Origin of the sequence: Paenibacillus sp. FSL R7-0272 (assembly GCF_037969905.1) — a bacterium.
Taxonomy (GTDB): domain Bacteria; phylum Bacillota; class Bacilli; order Paenibacillales; family Paenibacillaceae; genus Paenibacillus; species Paenibacillus polysaccharolyticus.
Genome location: NZ_CP150221.1, coordinates 583,043 through 598,635, shown reverse-complemented (window position 1 = coordinate 598,635; position 15,593 = coordinate 583,043). Strand labels below are relative to the sequence as shown.

At 47.0% G+C, this 15,593-nt stretch carries 11 protein-coding genes; 8 read left to right on the top strand and 3 right to left on the bottom strand.

The genetic code is table 11. The annotated features are described in order from the left end of the window. Window positions 1-112 precede the first annotated feature (112 nt). On the top strand, window positions 113-1,234 hold the full coding sequence (locus MKY23_RS02735) for a PsbP-related protein (protein WP_339835080.1): 1,122 nt from the start codon (window positions 113-115) through the stop codon (window positions 1,232-1,234). A 262-nt stretch (window positions 1,235-1,496) separates the two neighbouring features. Here the strand turns inward: MKY23_RS02735 and MKY23_RS02730 are convergent, their stop codons facing one another. After that, a complete protein-coding gene (locus MKY23_RS02730; protein ID WP_090918642.1) occupies window positions 1,497-1,823 on the bottom strand; it encodes an MTH1187 family thiamine-binding protein in 327 nt (108 codons plus the stop codon). 767 nt (window positions 1,824-2,590) lie between these two features. On the opposite strand from MKY23_RS02730, the gene MKY23_RS02725 reads away from it, so the two are divergent. The 4 genes from MKY23_RS02725 (at window position 2,591) to MKY23_RS02710 (ending at window position 8,764) form a co-directional block, all read left to right on the top strand. After that, window positions 2,591-4,924 carry a ribonucleoside-diphosphate reductase subunit alpha gene (locus tag MKY23_RS02725; RefSeq protein ID WP_090918644.1) on the top strand — a complete coding sequence of 778 codons (2,334 nt, stop codon included), beginning with the start codon at window positions 2,591-2,593 and terminating at the stop codon, window positions 4,922-4,924. A gap of 237 nt (window positions 4,925-5,161) precedes the next feature. Further along, on the top strand, window positions 5,162-6,193 hold the full coding sequence (locus MKY23_RS02720) for a ribonucleotide-diphosphate reductase subunit beta (protein ID WP_339835075.1): 1,032 nt from the start codon (window positions 5,162-5,164) through the stop codon (window positions 6,191-6,193). 139 nt (window positions 6,194-6,332) lie between these two features. Next, a complete protein-coding gene (locus MKY23_RS02715; protein ID WP_339835073.1) occupies window positions 6,333-7,706 on the top strand; it encodes an Imm51 family immunity protein in 1,374 nt (457 codons plus the stop codon). Between the two features lie 23 nt (window positions 7,707-7,729). Then, window positions 7,730-8,764: an aminoglycoside phosphotransferase family protein gene (locus tag MKY23_RS02710; protein WP_339835071.1), complete on the top strand. Its 1,035-nt coding sequence runs from the start codon at window positions 7,730-7,732 to the stop codon at window positions 8,762-8,764. Between the two features lie 236 nt (window positions 8,765-9,000). Here the strand turns inward: MKY23_RS02710 and MKY23_RS02705 are convergent, their stop codons facing one another. Beyond that, window positions 9,001-10,812 (bottom strand): alpha/beta fold hydrolase, encoded by a 1,812-nt coding sequence (locus tag MKY23_RS02705; RefSeq protein WP_339835069.1) that lies wholly within the window; start codon window positions 10,810-10,812, stop codon window positions 9,001-9,003. Between the two features lie 139 nt (window positions 10,813-10,951). Then, window positions 10,952-11,371 carry a metallothiol transferase FosB gene (gene fosB, locus MKY23_RS02700; protein WP_154960479.1) on the bottom strand — a complete coding sequence of 140 codons (420 nt, stop codon included), beginning with the start codon at window positions 11,369-11,371 and terminating at the stop codon, window positions 10,952-10,954. Between the two features lie 160 nt (window positions 11,372-11,531). Here fosB and MKY23_RS02695 point away from each other — a divergent pair, with 160 nt between their 5' ends. From MKY23_RS02695 to MKY23_RS02685, 3 genes are all read left to right on the top strand, one after another. Continuing rightward, the gene (locus tag MKY23_RS02695; RefSeq protein ID WP_154985271.1) at window positions 11,532-12,431 is read left to right on the top strand and encodes an SDR family oxidoreductase; all 900 of its coding nucleotides are present in this window, start codon (window positions 11,532-11,534) and stop codon (window positions 12,429-12,431) included. A gap of 188 nt (window positions 12,432-12,619) precedes the next feature. Then, complete coding sequence (locus tag MKY23_RS02690) at window positions 12,620-14,230, top strand: gamma-glutamyltransferase family protein (RefSeq protein ID WP_339835066.1); 1,611 nt, start codon at window positions 12,620-12,622, stop codon at window positions 14,228-14,230. Between the two features lie 349 nt (window positions 14,231-14,579). Then, window positions 14,580-15,587 carry a BMP family ABC transporter substrate-binding protein gene (locus MKY23_RS02685; protein ID WP_339835064.1) on the top strand — a complete coding sequence of 336 codons (1,008 nt, stop codon included), beginning with the start codon at window positions 14,580-14,582 and terminating at the stop codon, window positions 15,585-15,587. The last annotated feature ends 6 nt before the right edge of the window (window positions 15,588-15,593 follow it).

The window sequence follows — 15,593 nt, the reverse complement described above, 5'->3', positions numbered from 1 at the left end:
ACCAACATTTATTTTGCAGAATAAAAAGTACCAATTTTAGAGTTTGGCATTTCACTTGATGACCGGAGTAAAAAAACCCAACCGATGGGAAGCATACTAGGGGATTAGAAAAATGAAAAAACGGGTTATGATTCTTGCTTTAACTGTATTGCTCAGCGCTTGTGGTAATTCGGAGACAACTAAAACAGCTGACAACAAGCCCTCTGAAACAACGAATGCTGCTGAAACGGTCAAAGCTGAAGCTAAAGAAATAAAATATACTACATATAACGGTGAAGGATTTTCGTTCTCATATCCGGAGTCTTGGAAAAGTGTAGATACAAGTCAAATGCACGCAGCAGTGAAGGGCGCGTTCTCAGACCAATCAGGAACAAAGAAGTTTGCAGATAACATTAATCTAACGATCGAAGCCAACACATCAGGTTCAATCAACCCTGAGGAATTTGCTAATAACACAGCTGACTATTATGTAAAGAATGGCGCATCTATTGGTATATCTGATTATAAAAAGACCAATTTTAGCATCAAGCCTTATAAAGACATAAATGCAGGCGTACTGGAAGGAAGTTATACTCATTCCTCTGGAACCAATGTAGTTCTAGTTCAGTACATGATTCCAACAAATACAGACTTGTATACCTTGACATTAACTTATGGCAAAGAATCATATCATTCAGATGAAGTGAGTGATATTCTTAATTCCTTGAATATTACTTCTCCGCTGGCGCAAACAGCTGTAAATACATCTGCTGCAGATTCATCGGCCGCAGCAACTGCTGCTGATTTCTTTAACGATCTTACATCATCCGTCTCATCTGAGACAGCCGTGATGGAGCAAGCATCTTATAATTTTCTCGCAAAACATACCGACCTGTTCCCAGCAGATACTGCTGAGCTTCGCAAAAAGGTCAAAGGACTTGTTAAAGCCGATGTAACCACCCGACATCTCAATAAAAATGTAGCCAACTACTATGAAAATTTTGTAAAAATAAGCGGACAGGTTATTCAGGTGGAAGAAGACAATTCACTTGGATCACCCATTTCTATCTTGCTGTTAGAGGACGATTACAGAAATTATATTACAGCCATATATCCTGCCTCGACCGGAGACTTGCTTGATGGGGACTATGCCACTGTTATTGGCGCACCTATCGCTAACTACTCCTTTGACAATGTTAGTGGCGGATACACCAATTCTACTATAGTAGGTGCATCTTTAATCGTTGCCGAATAATAAAAACCAAGAATAGGTACAAACAGGCCAGCTTAATTAAGTTTAAGCCGGCCTGTTTGGTGTAAAGTTCTTTTTTTGAATGCACATGATTACAAAACCTTGAACTGTTTTCTCGATGTAGATACCCCGGTTTACATTTGGCAACTGGCTTATCGTTCTTGATATAGGACAGAGCACCGCGTATTTTGAGTCATTTGTCAAAACTCAAAAACGGCAAGCCCCTATTGGGACTTGCCGCGTAAAATGGGTTTTATTCCGTTTCTCAATTCGGCCTGTTGTGTAGTGAAATCAGCTTATCTTGTACGGATTGCAGTTTCTGCACGCTGGAAGCATCCGGTTTATCACGCCGGTCATCGATTTTCACGGATGTGGAGACACGCTGGGCTCCTGACAGAAACGGAGCTTCATGTAAAGCCGCGATGGCGGTGAAAACTTCATTTAGCGGACCTTCAATAATGGTGCTCATCGAAGTTAACTGATATGTAATGCCACGTTGTCTTTCCAATATCTTTTGCATGTCTGCTACATAACTGCTCAGACTGGTGGTTCCTGTTCCAATCGGAATAACGGTTACTTCTGCAATTGCCACTTCGCTCTGCCTCCTCTGGGCACCGTTCGAACCGTTGCCGCTCAAGTTTTAGTCGAGTTTTGACTGATTTTATTTTACCAGTTTAAAGTGCTCCAATTCAAACTGACGTGATGACGTCATTCCAAATCCCGTAAATTTTTTTTCGCAGAATCTTCAAATCTTCCAGTCCTTTTCCTTTGCGGATTTCTGGCTTAGATGGTATACTCGGAATTACGTTTTAAGGTTTCCTCCCTGTTTACAAACACTATATGTTGGGGTACATTAGTATAACAACAACAAAATATAGTGAAACGGGATACCCCACTTCTTATAACCAGCATCTGGAATCTATCGAAAAACAAGATGAAATCACCTCCAAAGGCACGTCCCTGTAGGTGTAAATCGCTTTCTCGAAGACAGGGCTGGCATGGAGGTTAACGGGGCTGTTTGGACTGCGTCCGTTAACATTATTCACAGGTATGAAATGATCAGACAAAAGCTTACATACAGCAACTTGTTCTGTCGAAGCATGCATAGATAAGACTGTCAAAAACCAGAACATGAATGGGCATTTTCAGCCGTAAGGCAAGGGGAATGCTTTTTGTATGAGCAGGTTCTGTCCACTCCTTGTCGCATGATTTCATCCCAAACGTATCTGGTTACTGCCACTGTAGTCCGCACAATCCGTATTTACTCACCGTTGTAGACCTCCAATTCTTATTTTCAAAGAATTGTTTAATTTATTTTTTTATCATTATCTTTTTATCATGTGAAAGCGAGGAATATTCATGCCACAAGTTGTGACCAAGCCGAACAATCGCCAGCTTGCCTTTGACGAGATGCGTATCTCGGTATATGCCGACCGTATCCTGGAAGGACTGGACATGCTCGACAAGGAACGTCTGGTTCGCGGAGTAACGAGCAAACTTCGTCGTGACGAAGTTACCGGAGATGAGATCAGCAATGCTTTTATGATGAGCGCTCTGGAACTGGTAACGAAAGAAGAGCCGAACTGGAAATTTGCAGCAGCGAGATCCCTGCTTACTTCCCTTTACAAAAAAGCGGCAACCAACCGCAGATACAAATCCTATCCGGACGAACCTTACGGTGCATTCCATCCGCTGATCGTTGACCTTGTCAAAAAAGGCATCTATCGCGAAGAGTTGCTGGAATGTTACACCAAGGAACAGATCGACGAACTTGCGGAGTGCATTGACTATCGCAACGATCTGCTCTTCGATTACATCGGTTTGCTCACACTGGCTGAGCGTTACCTCGCCAACGATTTTGATGGAAAAGTCATGGAATTGCCACAGGAGCGTTACATGGTCATTGCCATGTACCTGATGCACCAGGAACCTGCTGACAAACGTATGGATCTGGTAAAAGAAGCATACTGGGCGATGAGCAACATGTATATGACGGCAGCTACGCCGACAATGTCCAACGCAGGTAAAAAGGTAGCCGGACAGCTCTCCAGCTGTTTCATCGACACAGTAGATGACTCGCTCGAAGGGATCTTTGATTCCAATACAGACGTAGCTCGTTTGAGCAAAATGGGCGGCGGCATCGGCGTGTACCTCGGTAAAGTCAGAGCACGTGGTTCAGACATCCGCGGTCACAAAAACACAAGCTCAGGCGTTATTCCTTGGATTCGCCAGTTGAACAACACAGCAGTAAGCGTAGACCAGCTTGGCACACGTAAAGGTGCGATTGCGGTTTACCTGGACGTTTTCCATAAAGATATCCTGGCATTCCTCGACCTGAAGCTGAACAACGGCGACGAGCGGATGCGTGCACATGACGTTTTCCACGGTATCTGTCTGCCTGACCTGTTCATGGAGCGTGTCGAAAGTCGTGGCGAATGGAGCTTGTTCTGCCCGCACGAGACGAAAAAAGTGATGGGCTGGAAAGATGAGAACGGCCGTGCACTGGGTCTGGAAGACTTCTACGATGAAACGAAGGGTCAAGGTACATTCCGCGAGAAATATGAAGAAGCCGTGAATCATCCGCTGTTGTCCCGTATTACGGTACAAGCAATCGACATCATGAAACGTGTCATGAAATCACAGCTTGAAACAGGTACACCGTACATGTTCTACCGTGACACTGTAAATCGTTCGAACCCTAACCGGGCACATGGCATGGTGTATTCATCCAACCTGTGTACTGAAATTATGCAGAACCAATCTGCTACCGTGGTGGAAAAAGAAGAACTGGTGACCAAGGATGGTCAGACACGCATCGTGATCTCCAAAGTGCCTGGTGACTTCGTCGTCTGCAACCTGAACTCGATCCACTTGGCTCGCGCGGTACCTCATAACGTACTGGAGCGTCTGATTCCGATTCAGGTTCGTATGCTGGACAACGTTATTGACATCAACAACATTGAGGTGCTTCAAGCCCAATACACGAACAGTCAGTATCGCGCTGTTGGTCTGGGAACGTTCGGATTGCATCACCTGCTTGCGCTCGAAGGCATTCGTTGGGAATCCGAAGAAGCTGTTACCTATAACGATAATCTGTATGAAAAAATTAACTATTTGCTCGTTCAAGCCAGCATGGAACTGTCCAAAGAAAAAGGACATTATCCGAAGTTCAAAGGCTCCGACTGGGAGAGCGGTCATTACTTCGATCAACGCGAGTACACAACGGGTGAGCGCGTAGGCGAATTCGTAACTACAGATCAATGGAAAGAACTGCAATCACAAGTCAAACAAAACGGCGTACGTAACGCATGGATGTTTGCTATCGCACCAAACGGTTCCACTTCCATCATCGCCGGTTCAACAGCAAGTATTGATCCACTGTATGAGCTGTTGTCCTATGAAGAGAAAACAACATACAAAATTGCCAACCCGGCACCGGATCTTTCCGAAAAAACGATCTGGTACTACAAAACGGCATTTATGGTGGATCAACATGCTTCCATCAATATGGCCGCTGCCCGTCAGCGTCACGTTGACCAAGGTCAAAGCTTCAACCTGTATGTTCGTCCAGATATTAAGGCGACGGAGTTCCTGGAATTGCATCTTCACGCTTGGAGAGCCGGCATGAAATCGACCTATTATGTTCGTAGCCGTGCATTAACGATCGAGGAATGTGATTCCTGCGCAAGCTGATTCACATAAGAATGGTAACATCGTGATGGATATGGGCACCTCCATTCTGTCACGCTGATCATGATGACCACCGGGGCATCCCTGTTTTGAATGCAAAATAGCGTTGCCCTGGTTCTTTTTTGCCCAAAACCTGACCACAGCATCGCAAGATGTTAAATATATGCCAGCCAAAACAGTACAAGCTTGTTCTGTCATCGTCGTTATATAGTTTAAATTCATTCAAGGAGTGAACGGATTATGCAAGTACAGAAAATTTTCAATACCGAAGCGCCTAACCAATCGACACGTATTATTGAAGGTGAATGCTCGGGTATCCTGAACTGGAACGACATTCGTATGCCTCATATGTACAAATTGTACAAAGTATTGTTGCTTAACCACTGGATCGCTGACGAGATTCCGATGTCCAAGGATGCTTCCCAATTTGCTCAACTGGACGAAGAAGAGAAACGTACGTTCAAAATTAACATCTCCCTGCTGGCTGTACTGGATTCCATGCAAACGATGTTTGTCGGTGACGTGAAACGTTATTTTACCGACTCTTCCCTTGAAGCGATCTCGGCGATCATCGGACAACAGGAAGTTGTGCATAACCAATCCTACTCCTACGTTCTGTCTTCCATCGTTTCCGATCAGGAGCAGAAAGAGATTTTCGAATATTGGAAACATGATCCGGTGTTGCTGGACCGCAACCGTTTCATCGCGGATATCTACCAAAGCTTCCGGGACAACCCTTCTCCACAGACGTTCTTCCAAGCGATGGTTGCTGACTTGATTCTCGAAGGTATTTTCTTCTATAGTACATTTGCGTTCTTCTATAACCTGGCTCGTGACCAGAAAATGATGGCAACCAGCCAGATGATCTCGTACATCCAGCGGGATGAAAATCAGCACTGCTACTTCTTCGCGGAAGTGTTCAAACAGTTGCTGGTAGACTTCCCTGAACTGAACAAACCAGAAAACATGGACTACGTGTACAAAACGATTGACCGCGCAGTTGAGCTGGAAACGAACTGGGCACATTATACACTCAGCAACGTTCGCGGCATCGACCTGAACGAGCTGGAAGACTACATTAAATACACGGCGAACAAACGCTTGCGTCTAATGGGTATGGAAAAAGCGTATGAAGGCGTTGACGTGAACTGTATGCCTTGGATCAAACCTTTCTCCGACGAAGCGCTGAACGCAACGAAAACGGACTTCTTCGAAGCCAAATCCCGTAACTACGGCAAAGTCGGCGACGATAACGGCTTTGACGATCTGTAGAATAACGTCTAACACTGCACACTCTCTCATGCTGGGAAGCTTTACGGCTACCCGTATGAGAGAGTGTTTTTTTGTCTCTAAACCTTGTAAAATAGTGGGTAGAGTTTCCTATTCTTTCACGATGAAATGAGGTCTAATCATGGATAGAGAATTGCTGGAACAGATTAATGTTTGGCATGAACAGGAAGACTATGCGCTCATCGTTAAACGTATTGAGGCATTACCCGAATCCGAGCAGGATGCCGAAACGATCGGACAGCTTGCAAGAGCATATAACAATTTGGAAGAGTATCGCACAGCCATTAAACTATTACAAGGCGTTAAGGAACAAGGCCAACTAGACCCGTTATGGCACTTCCGGTTAGGTTATGCCTACTGTTACGTCGCTGAATATAAACTGGCACAGGCAGCTTTTGAAGAAGCGAATCGACTTGAGCCCAATGATGAGTCTACCCTGGAATATCTGGACTGGATTCGCCCGAAAGCAGCTAAAATGGATCGGGATCGCATTCGCTGGGAGACGGAGCAGGCAGAGTGGGAGCAAAGCGGAACACTAAACCAGCTTCAGGTTGCTTCAGGCACATACGATCCCGCAACATTCTGGCGGTATAGCGATTATGCGCAAGATAACCATGTGTCTTCTCCTTTTGACGAGGAATTAATTCAATCCATTGAACAGGAACTCGGCTACAAACTGCCAGCTTCCTATATCCAGCTAATGAGAACGCAAAATGGCGGTTTTCCTGCGCGCACAACGTTTCCGACCCAAGAAGGTACAAGTTGGGCAGAGAATCATATCGCCATTACAAGCATCTTGGGTATTGGACGGGATAAGATGTATTCCCTTGGTGGAGAGTTCGGCAGTCGCTTTATGATCGAAGACTGGGGATACCCTGACCTCGGGGTTGTCATCTGTGATTGCCCGTCTGCCGGTCATGATGTCGTCATGCTGGACTATCGCTTCTGCGGCCCTCAAGGCGAACCTTGTGTCGTTCATGTGGATCAGGAGAGCGATTATGAAATCACCTATCTGGCACCGAATTTCGAAGTTTTCATTCGGGGCTTGCTGGACGAAGAGGATTTTAATTTGCTTGACGAGGAAGGCTCTGACTCTCTTGATGAAGAACAAGCAATTACTGCTGTATTCACTGAGAACCAAAGCGTGTCAACATTCTCTAAAGAAGCCATTGCCCCTTTTAGGTTCATTGATGCGGGAACCAATTCCTATTCCGTGATTCTCAATGCAGGTACATATCTTCAGGACGTCTTTGACTCACGTGCAGATGAAGGTTTCGAAGGTGGCGGGTACGATTGGGCCTCCCTCGCATCTGTCTTTCTTGAAGAAAAGATGCCTCATCTGACTTCGGTTATTCGTTTCGATCCGGAAGCGGATATGTTCTGTGCCTATACAGATGACAAAGAAGCGCTCATATCTTTTATTCTCGGATTCAAGCAGGCATGTGAGCAACGCAATCTTATTCTCGACCTGTTTTCAAGAGCGGAGCTGGACTAAACAGAAAAATAAGGAGCCTTTTTATGACGACTCGCATCTACTTTGCTTCCAATAGTCTCGGTCATGTCTCGGAGCCCGATCTGCAACGGGCACTTGATCATTTCAATCTCGGGAAATTAGTCCAGTTCCAGCGGACAGCTGAAGGGGTGATGGGGCAAACCCTGCTCATTCAAACTACGCAAGGCGAGTTTATTCTGAAAGGCAATCCGTTATACAACGGACAGTTTCAGGAAGAGCAATTTTTCGTGGAACAACTGGCGGCGCGCACAACCATCCCTGTGCCTGTTCCCTATCGGATTCAGGAGGACACGCAGCTACTGGGCTGGAGTTACGTAATCATGCCCAAGTTGCCTGGAAACCATCTATATGATCCTGTTTTTCAAACGACTCTAACTTCACAAGATCATAAAGACATTACAGTTGTACTGGCTGAAACGTTAGCCGAGTTGCATCACTGGAAAGTTCCGGATGCCGGAGAATACGATCCTGTGGCAGACAAAATCATGCCTTTTGCCGGCTCGTATCTGGACTGGCTGTACGGAAGCATCCGCCACTGGTTACATGATGCGGAGAAGTACTCTGTGATTACTGACGATGATGTATGCTGGGTGGATGAGCAATTGAGACTGTCCGAGTCTGTTTTTTTAGTCTCGACGGTTCATGAATTTGTCATGGGAGATTTCAAAGTTGAGAACTTTCTTATCCAAAAAACAGATCCGCCTGCATCCTCTTGGAGAATCAGTGGATTATTTGATTTTACGACTGCTTATTTCGGCGATGGCACAGCCGATCTGACGAAAATGACTGCGAGATACCTCCGGGAAGACCGGCCTGATCTGGCTGCGAGATTTCTTCATTCTTACCGGGAAAAGGTCTGTGCAGACGATGTGGAAAAATGTAAACATTTTCGTTCGCGCCTTCTGATTCACCTATTGTATCAACGTATTCTATGGTGGGGTGAGGCGAAGGCGACCGGACAAGTGACCTGGGAAGCTGATCTACCTTTTGCTCCGTGGGCAGAGCAGTATATCGAGAAGGTACTCTCTTTGCTGGACTGAACGTTCTGATTGTAAGACAAGCATGCGGCTTGTAGGTGCTAAAGGAATCCGTGACTACCAGATGATATATAAATAACAACTTCATGTGATTGACTTGAAACAAAAATAGCCAGTGATCCTTGTGATCACTGGCTATTATTTGTTGCTCTATAGTAGACTCCATGTCTGTATGAGCTACCTCTTGTCACCCTCATACGAATGATCCACTGAAGTCTATGGTGATCAAATGATTCGAATTAAACCTGTGCAACAGGAGTCTCTTGATGCTTTTGCAAAAACTCTACCATTTTACGATAAACTAAAATTTCATTTGTTTTTCTGGAGAAACCATGGCCCTCATCATCCAATACGATGTACTCGACGTCTACACCTTTCTCCTGAAGTGCGGCTACAATCTGATCCGATTCAGCCTTGACCACCCTTGGATCGTTGGCCCCTTGAATGACTAGCATCGGGTTTACCATCTGATCCAGATACGTAATCGGGGAATCTTTGGTTAAGCGTTCACGGTCACGTACCGGATCACCTAGCCATCTGTCCATCATTGGCTTCCAATCCTCCGGTACAGATTCCAGGAAAGTAAACAGATTGCTTGGGCCAAAGATATCAACTGCTGCACGGAACAGCTCTGGATGACGACCTGCAAGTAGCAGCGTCATGTAACCTCCATAACTACCGCCTACCACAAATAAACGCTCTGGCGAGCTAATCCCCTGATCAAACAACCACCCAATGCCTGCAACACAGTCCAGTCTCGGTCCTTCGCCCCAATCCCGATTAACCATCTTCACGAATTCAGCACCATATCCTGTGCTACCCCGGAAGTTCGGAGCGAAGATATTGTACCCTTGTGCAAGCAACAACTGAAACATCGGACGGAAAAACTTGGCTTCCGATGCCTGTGGCCCGCCATGTGGCCAGAATACACTGTATCCGTTCGCCTGCTCCGGCTTCGCTTTGAACAGCAATGCTTCAATCTCCAGCCCGTCATAGGAATGGTATCGCACGACATCTGGATATACGAGATCATCCGGGTTCAGACCTGTTACTCGATTGGCCGTTAACGGCTCCCAGGACTCACTATCTGCAACAAGTCGATAGATATTATGCGGCTGCACAGCACCACGTCCGAGAATATACACGTTACCGGATTTAGTCACGTTCACCTGTTCAATCGTATCGAGTGGCATGTCCATGCGGCGAGGTTTTCCAGCACCTTTTTCCAGCGCATACATGTGATACTCCGGCCCGGTCAGTGTCCAGATATATAACGTTTCAGTTGCCTCATGCCAGCGGATTTCATCTACATCTTCACCCTCAATATGACACAACGCACGGAATTCTCCCGTATCTATGACATACTCAGCTACATAGGCATATGCCGAATTATCGTTGGTAATCAGCAACAAACGGTCATTACCTGCAAATAGAACATATGGAACCTGACTCTGCCGCTCCGTAACCGGTACTATGGCATGAGATTCCCCGTTCCGGTGCAGATGAGCAGTCTGATACGTATTGGAGTACATTTTCAAAATAACATAGGCTTCTTCATTGGGACTTACCGCAATCAGGCTGCTGGTTACCTCTTCTCCCTGATACAATAGCTTATCTTCCCCAGTCTCCAGGTCACGAAGGCGTGCATTCATATAATTCGGATTGCCTGAACTGGTGTTATAATATAACCGTTTTCCGTCCTCAGATAAATGAGCATAATAACAGCGGTCACTCGGATCAGCTGGGACAATCGGAAGCGGAACTCCCCCCTCCGGTGGCAACGCATAGAGGTGATAGTTTTCGTTCCCATCTCGATCAAAAGCGGTCAGCAGATGACGACCTTGCGGATCAGCTTTAATAAATTGACTGCTTTGGTTCAAATACGTCAGTGGATACGGATACCCTCCCGGCAAGTCCATCGCCCAGATATTCGGCTGACCATTCAGGTTGCTATCCATATACAACTTTTTCTCATCCGCTGATACGGCAAAATGCGAAATACGATACGTCTGAAAATACTGCTCTACATCCGGTTTCGGAAACTGAATCATGACAAACCTCCTTAAGATTAAACCCATGAATTTAACATTGGTAAATTAAGGTGCTATTTGTCCAGTTTATCGTTTATTCCATTGTTTTCACAATAGATATGTGAGCTTTAATTCCATTTATTTTTTATTTGTGCATACCTCATGAATAAAAGGTCATATGCGGTTTAGCCTCACGATAATAGTCCAACCGCTTCTTCAAGCTGCCTGTATGTAGTTCAAATAGATGCCCGTCCGGGTCTGTAAAATAAACCGATCTCCCATCCCGCTCATCTCTCGCTCTTCCTGGAATAATATCGGCTCCTGCAGCTCGTAGTTGCTCCACGGATGCGTCAAACTCTTCTTCTTTTACCGTAAATGCGATATGGGTATAGGTTCGTTCCGTATAATTCCGAAGCACATCCTCCTGATTCAAAGCAATCCAGAGGCCCGCCAGTTCGAAGTAGGCCAGTTTGCGTCCTTTCACCTGAATTCGGGCACCGAGAGCCTGCTCAAAGAACGTAATAGATCGCTCCAGATTCGATACGGAAAAGCACAAATGATTAATTCCCTGAATGTTCATAGGGCTCCTGACACCTCCATCAAATTTAAAGGGTTACTCCCTTATTATGGTATATATTTTCGGTAGAACACAAGCTTATAGCACGGCCAAACTGCATCTTTTTCGGGATGAATGCATAGGGTAGGCTTATCAAGGAACGTTCGAGGAGGATATGCAAACCATGAACCCTGTCTATCCATTTTACGGTGAGAAGACGGTATGCAAACCACAGAAGTTAGCTTTTCCGCCCCAGCATCAGGATCAGCAGCCCGGTCTGGAATCGCTGATGGTGCCCGAACCGATCAGTGAAGACCCTGCTTATATTGGCAGTTGCAAACTGCAAGGCAAAGTTGCGATTATCACAGGCGGCGATAGTGGTATCGGTCGGGCGGCGGCGATTGCTTTTGCCAAAGAAGGTGCAGATGTTGTGATCGCTTATTTATATGAACGAACGGACGCGGAATGGACACGTGACCGAATCGTGGAGCTGGGTCAGCGCTGTCTGCTCATCGAGACGGATCTTCGGCTAAAACCAAACTGCGAAGCCGTCATTCGCAAGACAATGGAAACGTTCGGAAAAATCGATATACTGGTCAACAACCACGCCGTACAGTATGTACAGCAAAGCATTGTCGACATCACCGAGGAGCAGCTCTATCATACGTTTCAAACAAATGTGTTCTCGTATTTCTTCCTGATCCAGTCTGCTCTTCCCCATCTGTGCCAAGGAGCGTCCATCATCAACACCGCCTCCATTACAGCTTACAAAGGTGATGTGCGACTCATTGATTATTCATCGACCAAAGGCGCTGTCGTCTCCCTCACTCGTGTTCTCTCCCAATCGCTCGCTGACAAAGGCATCCGTGTAAACGCCGTGGCTCCGGGACCCATCTGGACTCCGCTTATTCCTGCCAGCTTCTCGGCTGAAGATGTGCAGGTGTTCGGCACCGATACACCCATGGGCCGAGCAGGTCAACCTTACGAGCTAGCTGCAGCCTATGTCTATCTGGCTTCACGCGATTCCTCCTATGTCACGGGCGAATGTATCCATGTCAATGGCGGCGATATGGTGACAACTTAAGGGCTACTGGCATGAGTATGTGTACATTCAAACGGCTTTGCTTATATTCTATGTTCTTGCCCCTTGATGTCAGGTTGGATTTGGATGTTCTGGCAGGAGATTGGCTTGTCGGTTGCGAAAAGGGTTAGAAGCTACACTCCGGTTAACCAACGGAATCTGACATCTCGCGACAGGGAGCTGATTGACGAATGAACTTTGATCCCCTCTATCAACCTTATTCCTCGTACCGTGTGCCGGTATACGCCAAGCAAGGCATGGTTGCTACGTCGCAGCCACTTGCTGCGCAGGCTGGTCTGGATGTGTTGAAACAAGGCGGCAATGCGATTGATGCCGCCATCGCCACAGCGGCAGCACTCACCGTGCTGGAGCCGACCTCCAATGGCATTGGTGGCGATGCTTTTGCCCTCGTCTGGACGGAGGGCAAGCTGCATGGCCTGAATGCCAGTGGACCTGCGCCTCAGAGCATTTCGATTGAGGCGCTACAGGCGGCAGGCTATACGGAGATGCCGAAGCTGGGGGTTGTGCCGGTGACGGTGCCTGGCGCACCAGCGGGTTGGGCGGAGCTGAGCCGTCGGTTTGGACGGCTCACGCTGGCGCAAGTGCTGGAACCGGCCATCCGCTATGCGGAGGAAGGTTATCCGCTTGCGCCGGGGCTGGCCCGCCACTGGGCACGGGCAGCCGAGGTCTATGCACGCCAGGGCGATGCGGAAGCAGGGCGTGCATGGTTTGAGACGTTTGCCCCTGGCGGGCGTGCACCCGCGGCGGGGGAACTATGGCGCTCGCCGGGCCATGCGGCCACGTTGCGCCGGATTGGCGAGAGCGAAGCGCGAGACTTTTACGAAGGAGAACTGGCGGAACGCATTCATGCTTTTATGGCAGAACACGGCGGTTACCTGACACGAGATGACCTGAAGGCTTTTCAGCCGGAATGGGTTGATCCGATCTCCGTTTCCTACCGGGGTTATGATGTATGGGAGATTCCGCCGAACGGGCAGGGACTCATTGCCCTATCCGCACTCAATCTACTGAAGGGATTCGACTTCGCCGAGAAGGAATCCGTCCTCAGTTATCACCGACAGCTGGAAGCGATGAAGCTGGCTTTTGCCGATGGAGAAAAATACATTACGGAAGAACGAAAAATGGGCGTATCCGTGGAAGATTTGCTGTCCGAAGCCTACGCCGCAGAACGGCGCAAGCTGATTGGGGATACCGCACGTGTGCCCGAGGCAGGCGATCCACGCGGAAGCGGAACCGTTTATCTGGCTGCGGCAGACGGCGAAGGCAACATGGTTTCTTTTATCCAGAGTAACTATATGGGCTTTGGTTCAGGACTGGTTGTGCCAGGTACAGGCATTGCACTCCAGAACCGCGGACATAACTTCTCGCTGGACCCGCAACATGCGAATGCACTGGAGCCGGGTAAACGCACGTATCATACGATTATCCCCGGATTCCTCACCCAAGGCAGTGAAGCCGTCGGACCATTCGGGGTCATGGGCGGTTTCATGCAACCTCAGGGTCACGTGCAGGTCATTATGAATACGATTGATCATCATCTGAATCCGCAAGCCGCTCTCGATTCACCTCGCTGGCAGTGGATTAAAGACAAAACGATACTGGTCGAGCAAGGCTTCCCTCCTCATATTGCCCAAGCGCTGGCTCGCAGAGGACATAATATCCAAACCGAGCTGGATTCGTCCCAATTCGGACGGGGGCAGATCATATGGCGTAACCCGGATACAGGTGTGTTATGCGGTGGAACGGAAAGTCGGACGGACGGATCGATTGCGGCATGGTAGGAAATCCATAACGTGATGAATGTAAAGGTTGAGCAAGGCAATGTAAAGCAAAGCAGAGTAGAGTAGGATTCTCGCTCTACTTTGCTTTTTTGTTTTTTTACGGCATCATGATGCCAACTCATAAGTTCTTATAAGAATGATTAAACAACATAATTGTAAAAACTATGTATAATTCATGAAATAGATTTATATTTCTGTAAATTTTCATTAGAGATCGTAAAAAAACGGCTTTTTTCGCCGATATAGATAAAGGGAAAAACTCGTTGCATAGATGATTGGGGTTCATCCATCTTCCAGTATATTTCCAGAATTATTACATAAGAAACTTACAGAAATGAGGGCGTTTCACATGAAAACAACGACGTTCATCCGTTTAGGGCTAACCATGCTTCTGGCCCTGACACTGATCATGTTAGCTGCTTGTTCAACCAGCTCTAAAACAGCTGCCACTGACGTAAAGACCAGAGTGGGGATTGTACTTACAGAGGTTGGTCTGGGAGACCGGTCTTTTAATGATGCGGCTTTTAACGGGCTGGTCAAGGCGAGAGACGAGAAAAGCATTGTTTTTGATTATCGTGAACCAAGCAAGGAGTTAACTGCAGAAGCTTCGTTTGAGGCATTTTCCAAAGACAAATTTGATCTTATTATTGGACTCAGCGATACCGTAAAAGCAGATATGGAAAAGGTCGCTGCCAAATATCCTGACCAGCAATTCCTTCTGATCGATAGTACGTCTGAGCTGCCTAACATCGCTTCCATTTCATTTCGTGCAGAGGAAGGCAGCTATCTGGCAGGTGTAATTGCAGGCATGGCTTCCAAGGAGAAACATGTCGGTTTCTTGGGCGGAATGGAAATTCCCGTACTCAAAAATTTTGAACAAGGTTTCAAACAGGGTGTGCTGGCTGTTAATCCGGAAGCCGTTGTAGATATTGTGTATGCCGGTGATTTTGGAAATGCCGATCTGGGCAAGCAGCTTGCGGAGCAAATGATTCAGGAGAAAGGTGCTGACGTGATTTATGTAGCCGCTGGTCTTACCGGTGTCGGCGCCCTGAATGAGATTCAATCCCTCGGCAAATACGCCATTGGTGTTGATACGGATCAATTCTTTTTGGCGGAAAAAGCAATTCTTACGTCTATGTTAAAAAATGTAGATGTCTCCATCTACAACGCCGTGAAGTCGTTTATCGAGAACAAACATACCTTCCCGAAAAAGGAGATCGTAGAAGGACTCGCCGAGAATGCTGTAGGCTTAACTGCACTGCATAACATCACGCTGAGTGATGAACAACAGCGGACTTTCGATGATCTGAAAGCCAAAATCTCTTCGGGTCAAACCAAAATCACAGTGAATCCATAACCCAAG

Coding starts and splice junctions, on each gene's coding strand:
- MKY23_RS02720 (WP_339835075.1), top strand. CDS start 5,162: ATGCAAGTACAGAAAATTTTCAATACCGAAGCGCCTAACCAATCGACA.
- MKY23_RS02710 (WP_339835071.1), top strand. CDS start 7,730: ATGACGACTCGCATCTACTTTGCTTCCAATAGTCTCGGTCATGTCTCG.
- MKY23_RS02690 (WP_339835066.1), top strand. CDS start 12,620: ATGAACTTTGATCCCCTCTATCAACCTTATTCCTCGTACCGTGTGCCG.
- MKY23_RS02705 (WP_339835069.1), bottom strand. CDS start 10,812: ATGATTCAGTTTCCGAAACCGGATGTAGAGCAGTATTTTCAGACGTAT.
- MKY23_RS02695 (WP_154985271.1), top strand. CDS start 11,532: ATGAACCCTGTCTATCCATTTTACGGTGAGAAGACGGTATGCAAACCA.
- fosB (WP_154960479.1), bottom strand. CDS start 11,371: ATGAACATTCAGGGAATTAATCATTTGTGCTTTTCCGTATCGAATCTG.
- MKY23_RS02725 (WP_090918644.1), top strand. CDS start 2,591: ATGCCACAAGTTGTGACCAAGCCGAACAATCGCCAGCTTGCCTTTGAC.
- MKY23_RS02715 (WP_339835073.1), top strand. CDS start 6,333: ATGGATAGAGAATTGCTGGAACAGATTAATGTTTGGCATGAACAGGAA.
- MKY23_RS02735 (WP_339835080.1), top strand. CDS start 113: ATGAAAAAACGGGTTATGATTCTTGCTTTAACTGTATTGCTCAGCGCT.
- MKY23_RS02685 (WP_339835064.1), top strand. CDS start 14,580: ATGAAAACAACGACGTTCATCCGTTTAGGGCTAACCATGCTTCTGGCC.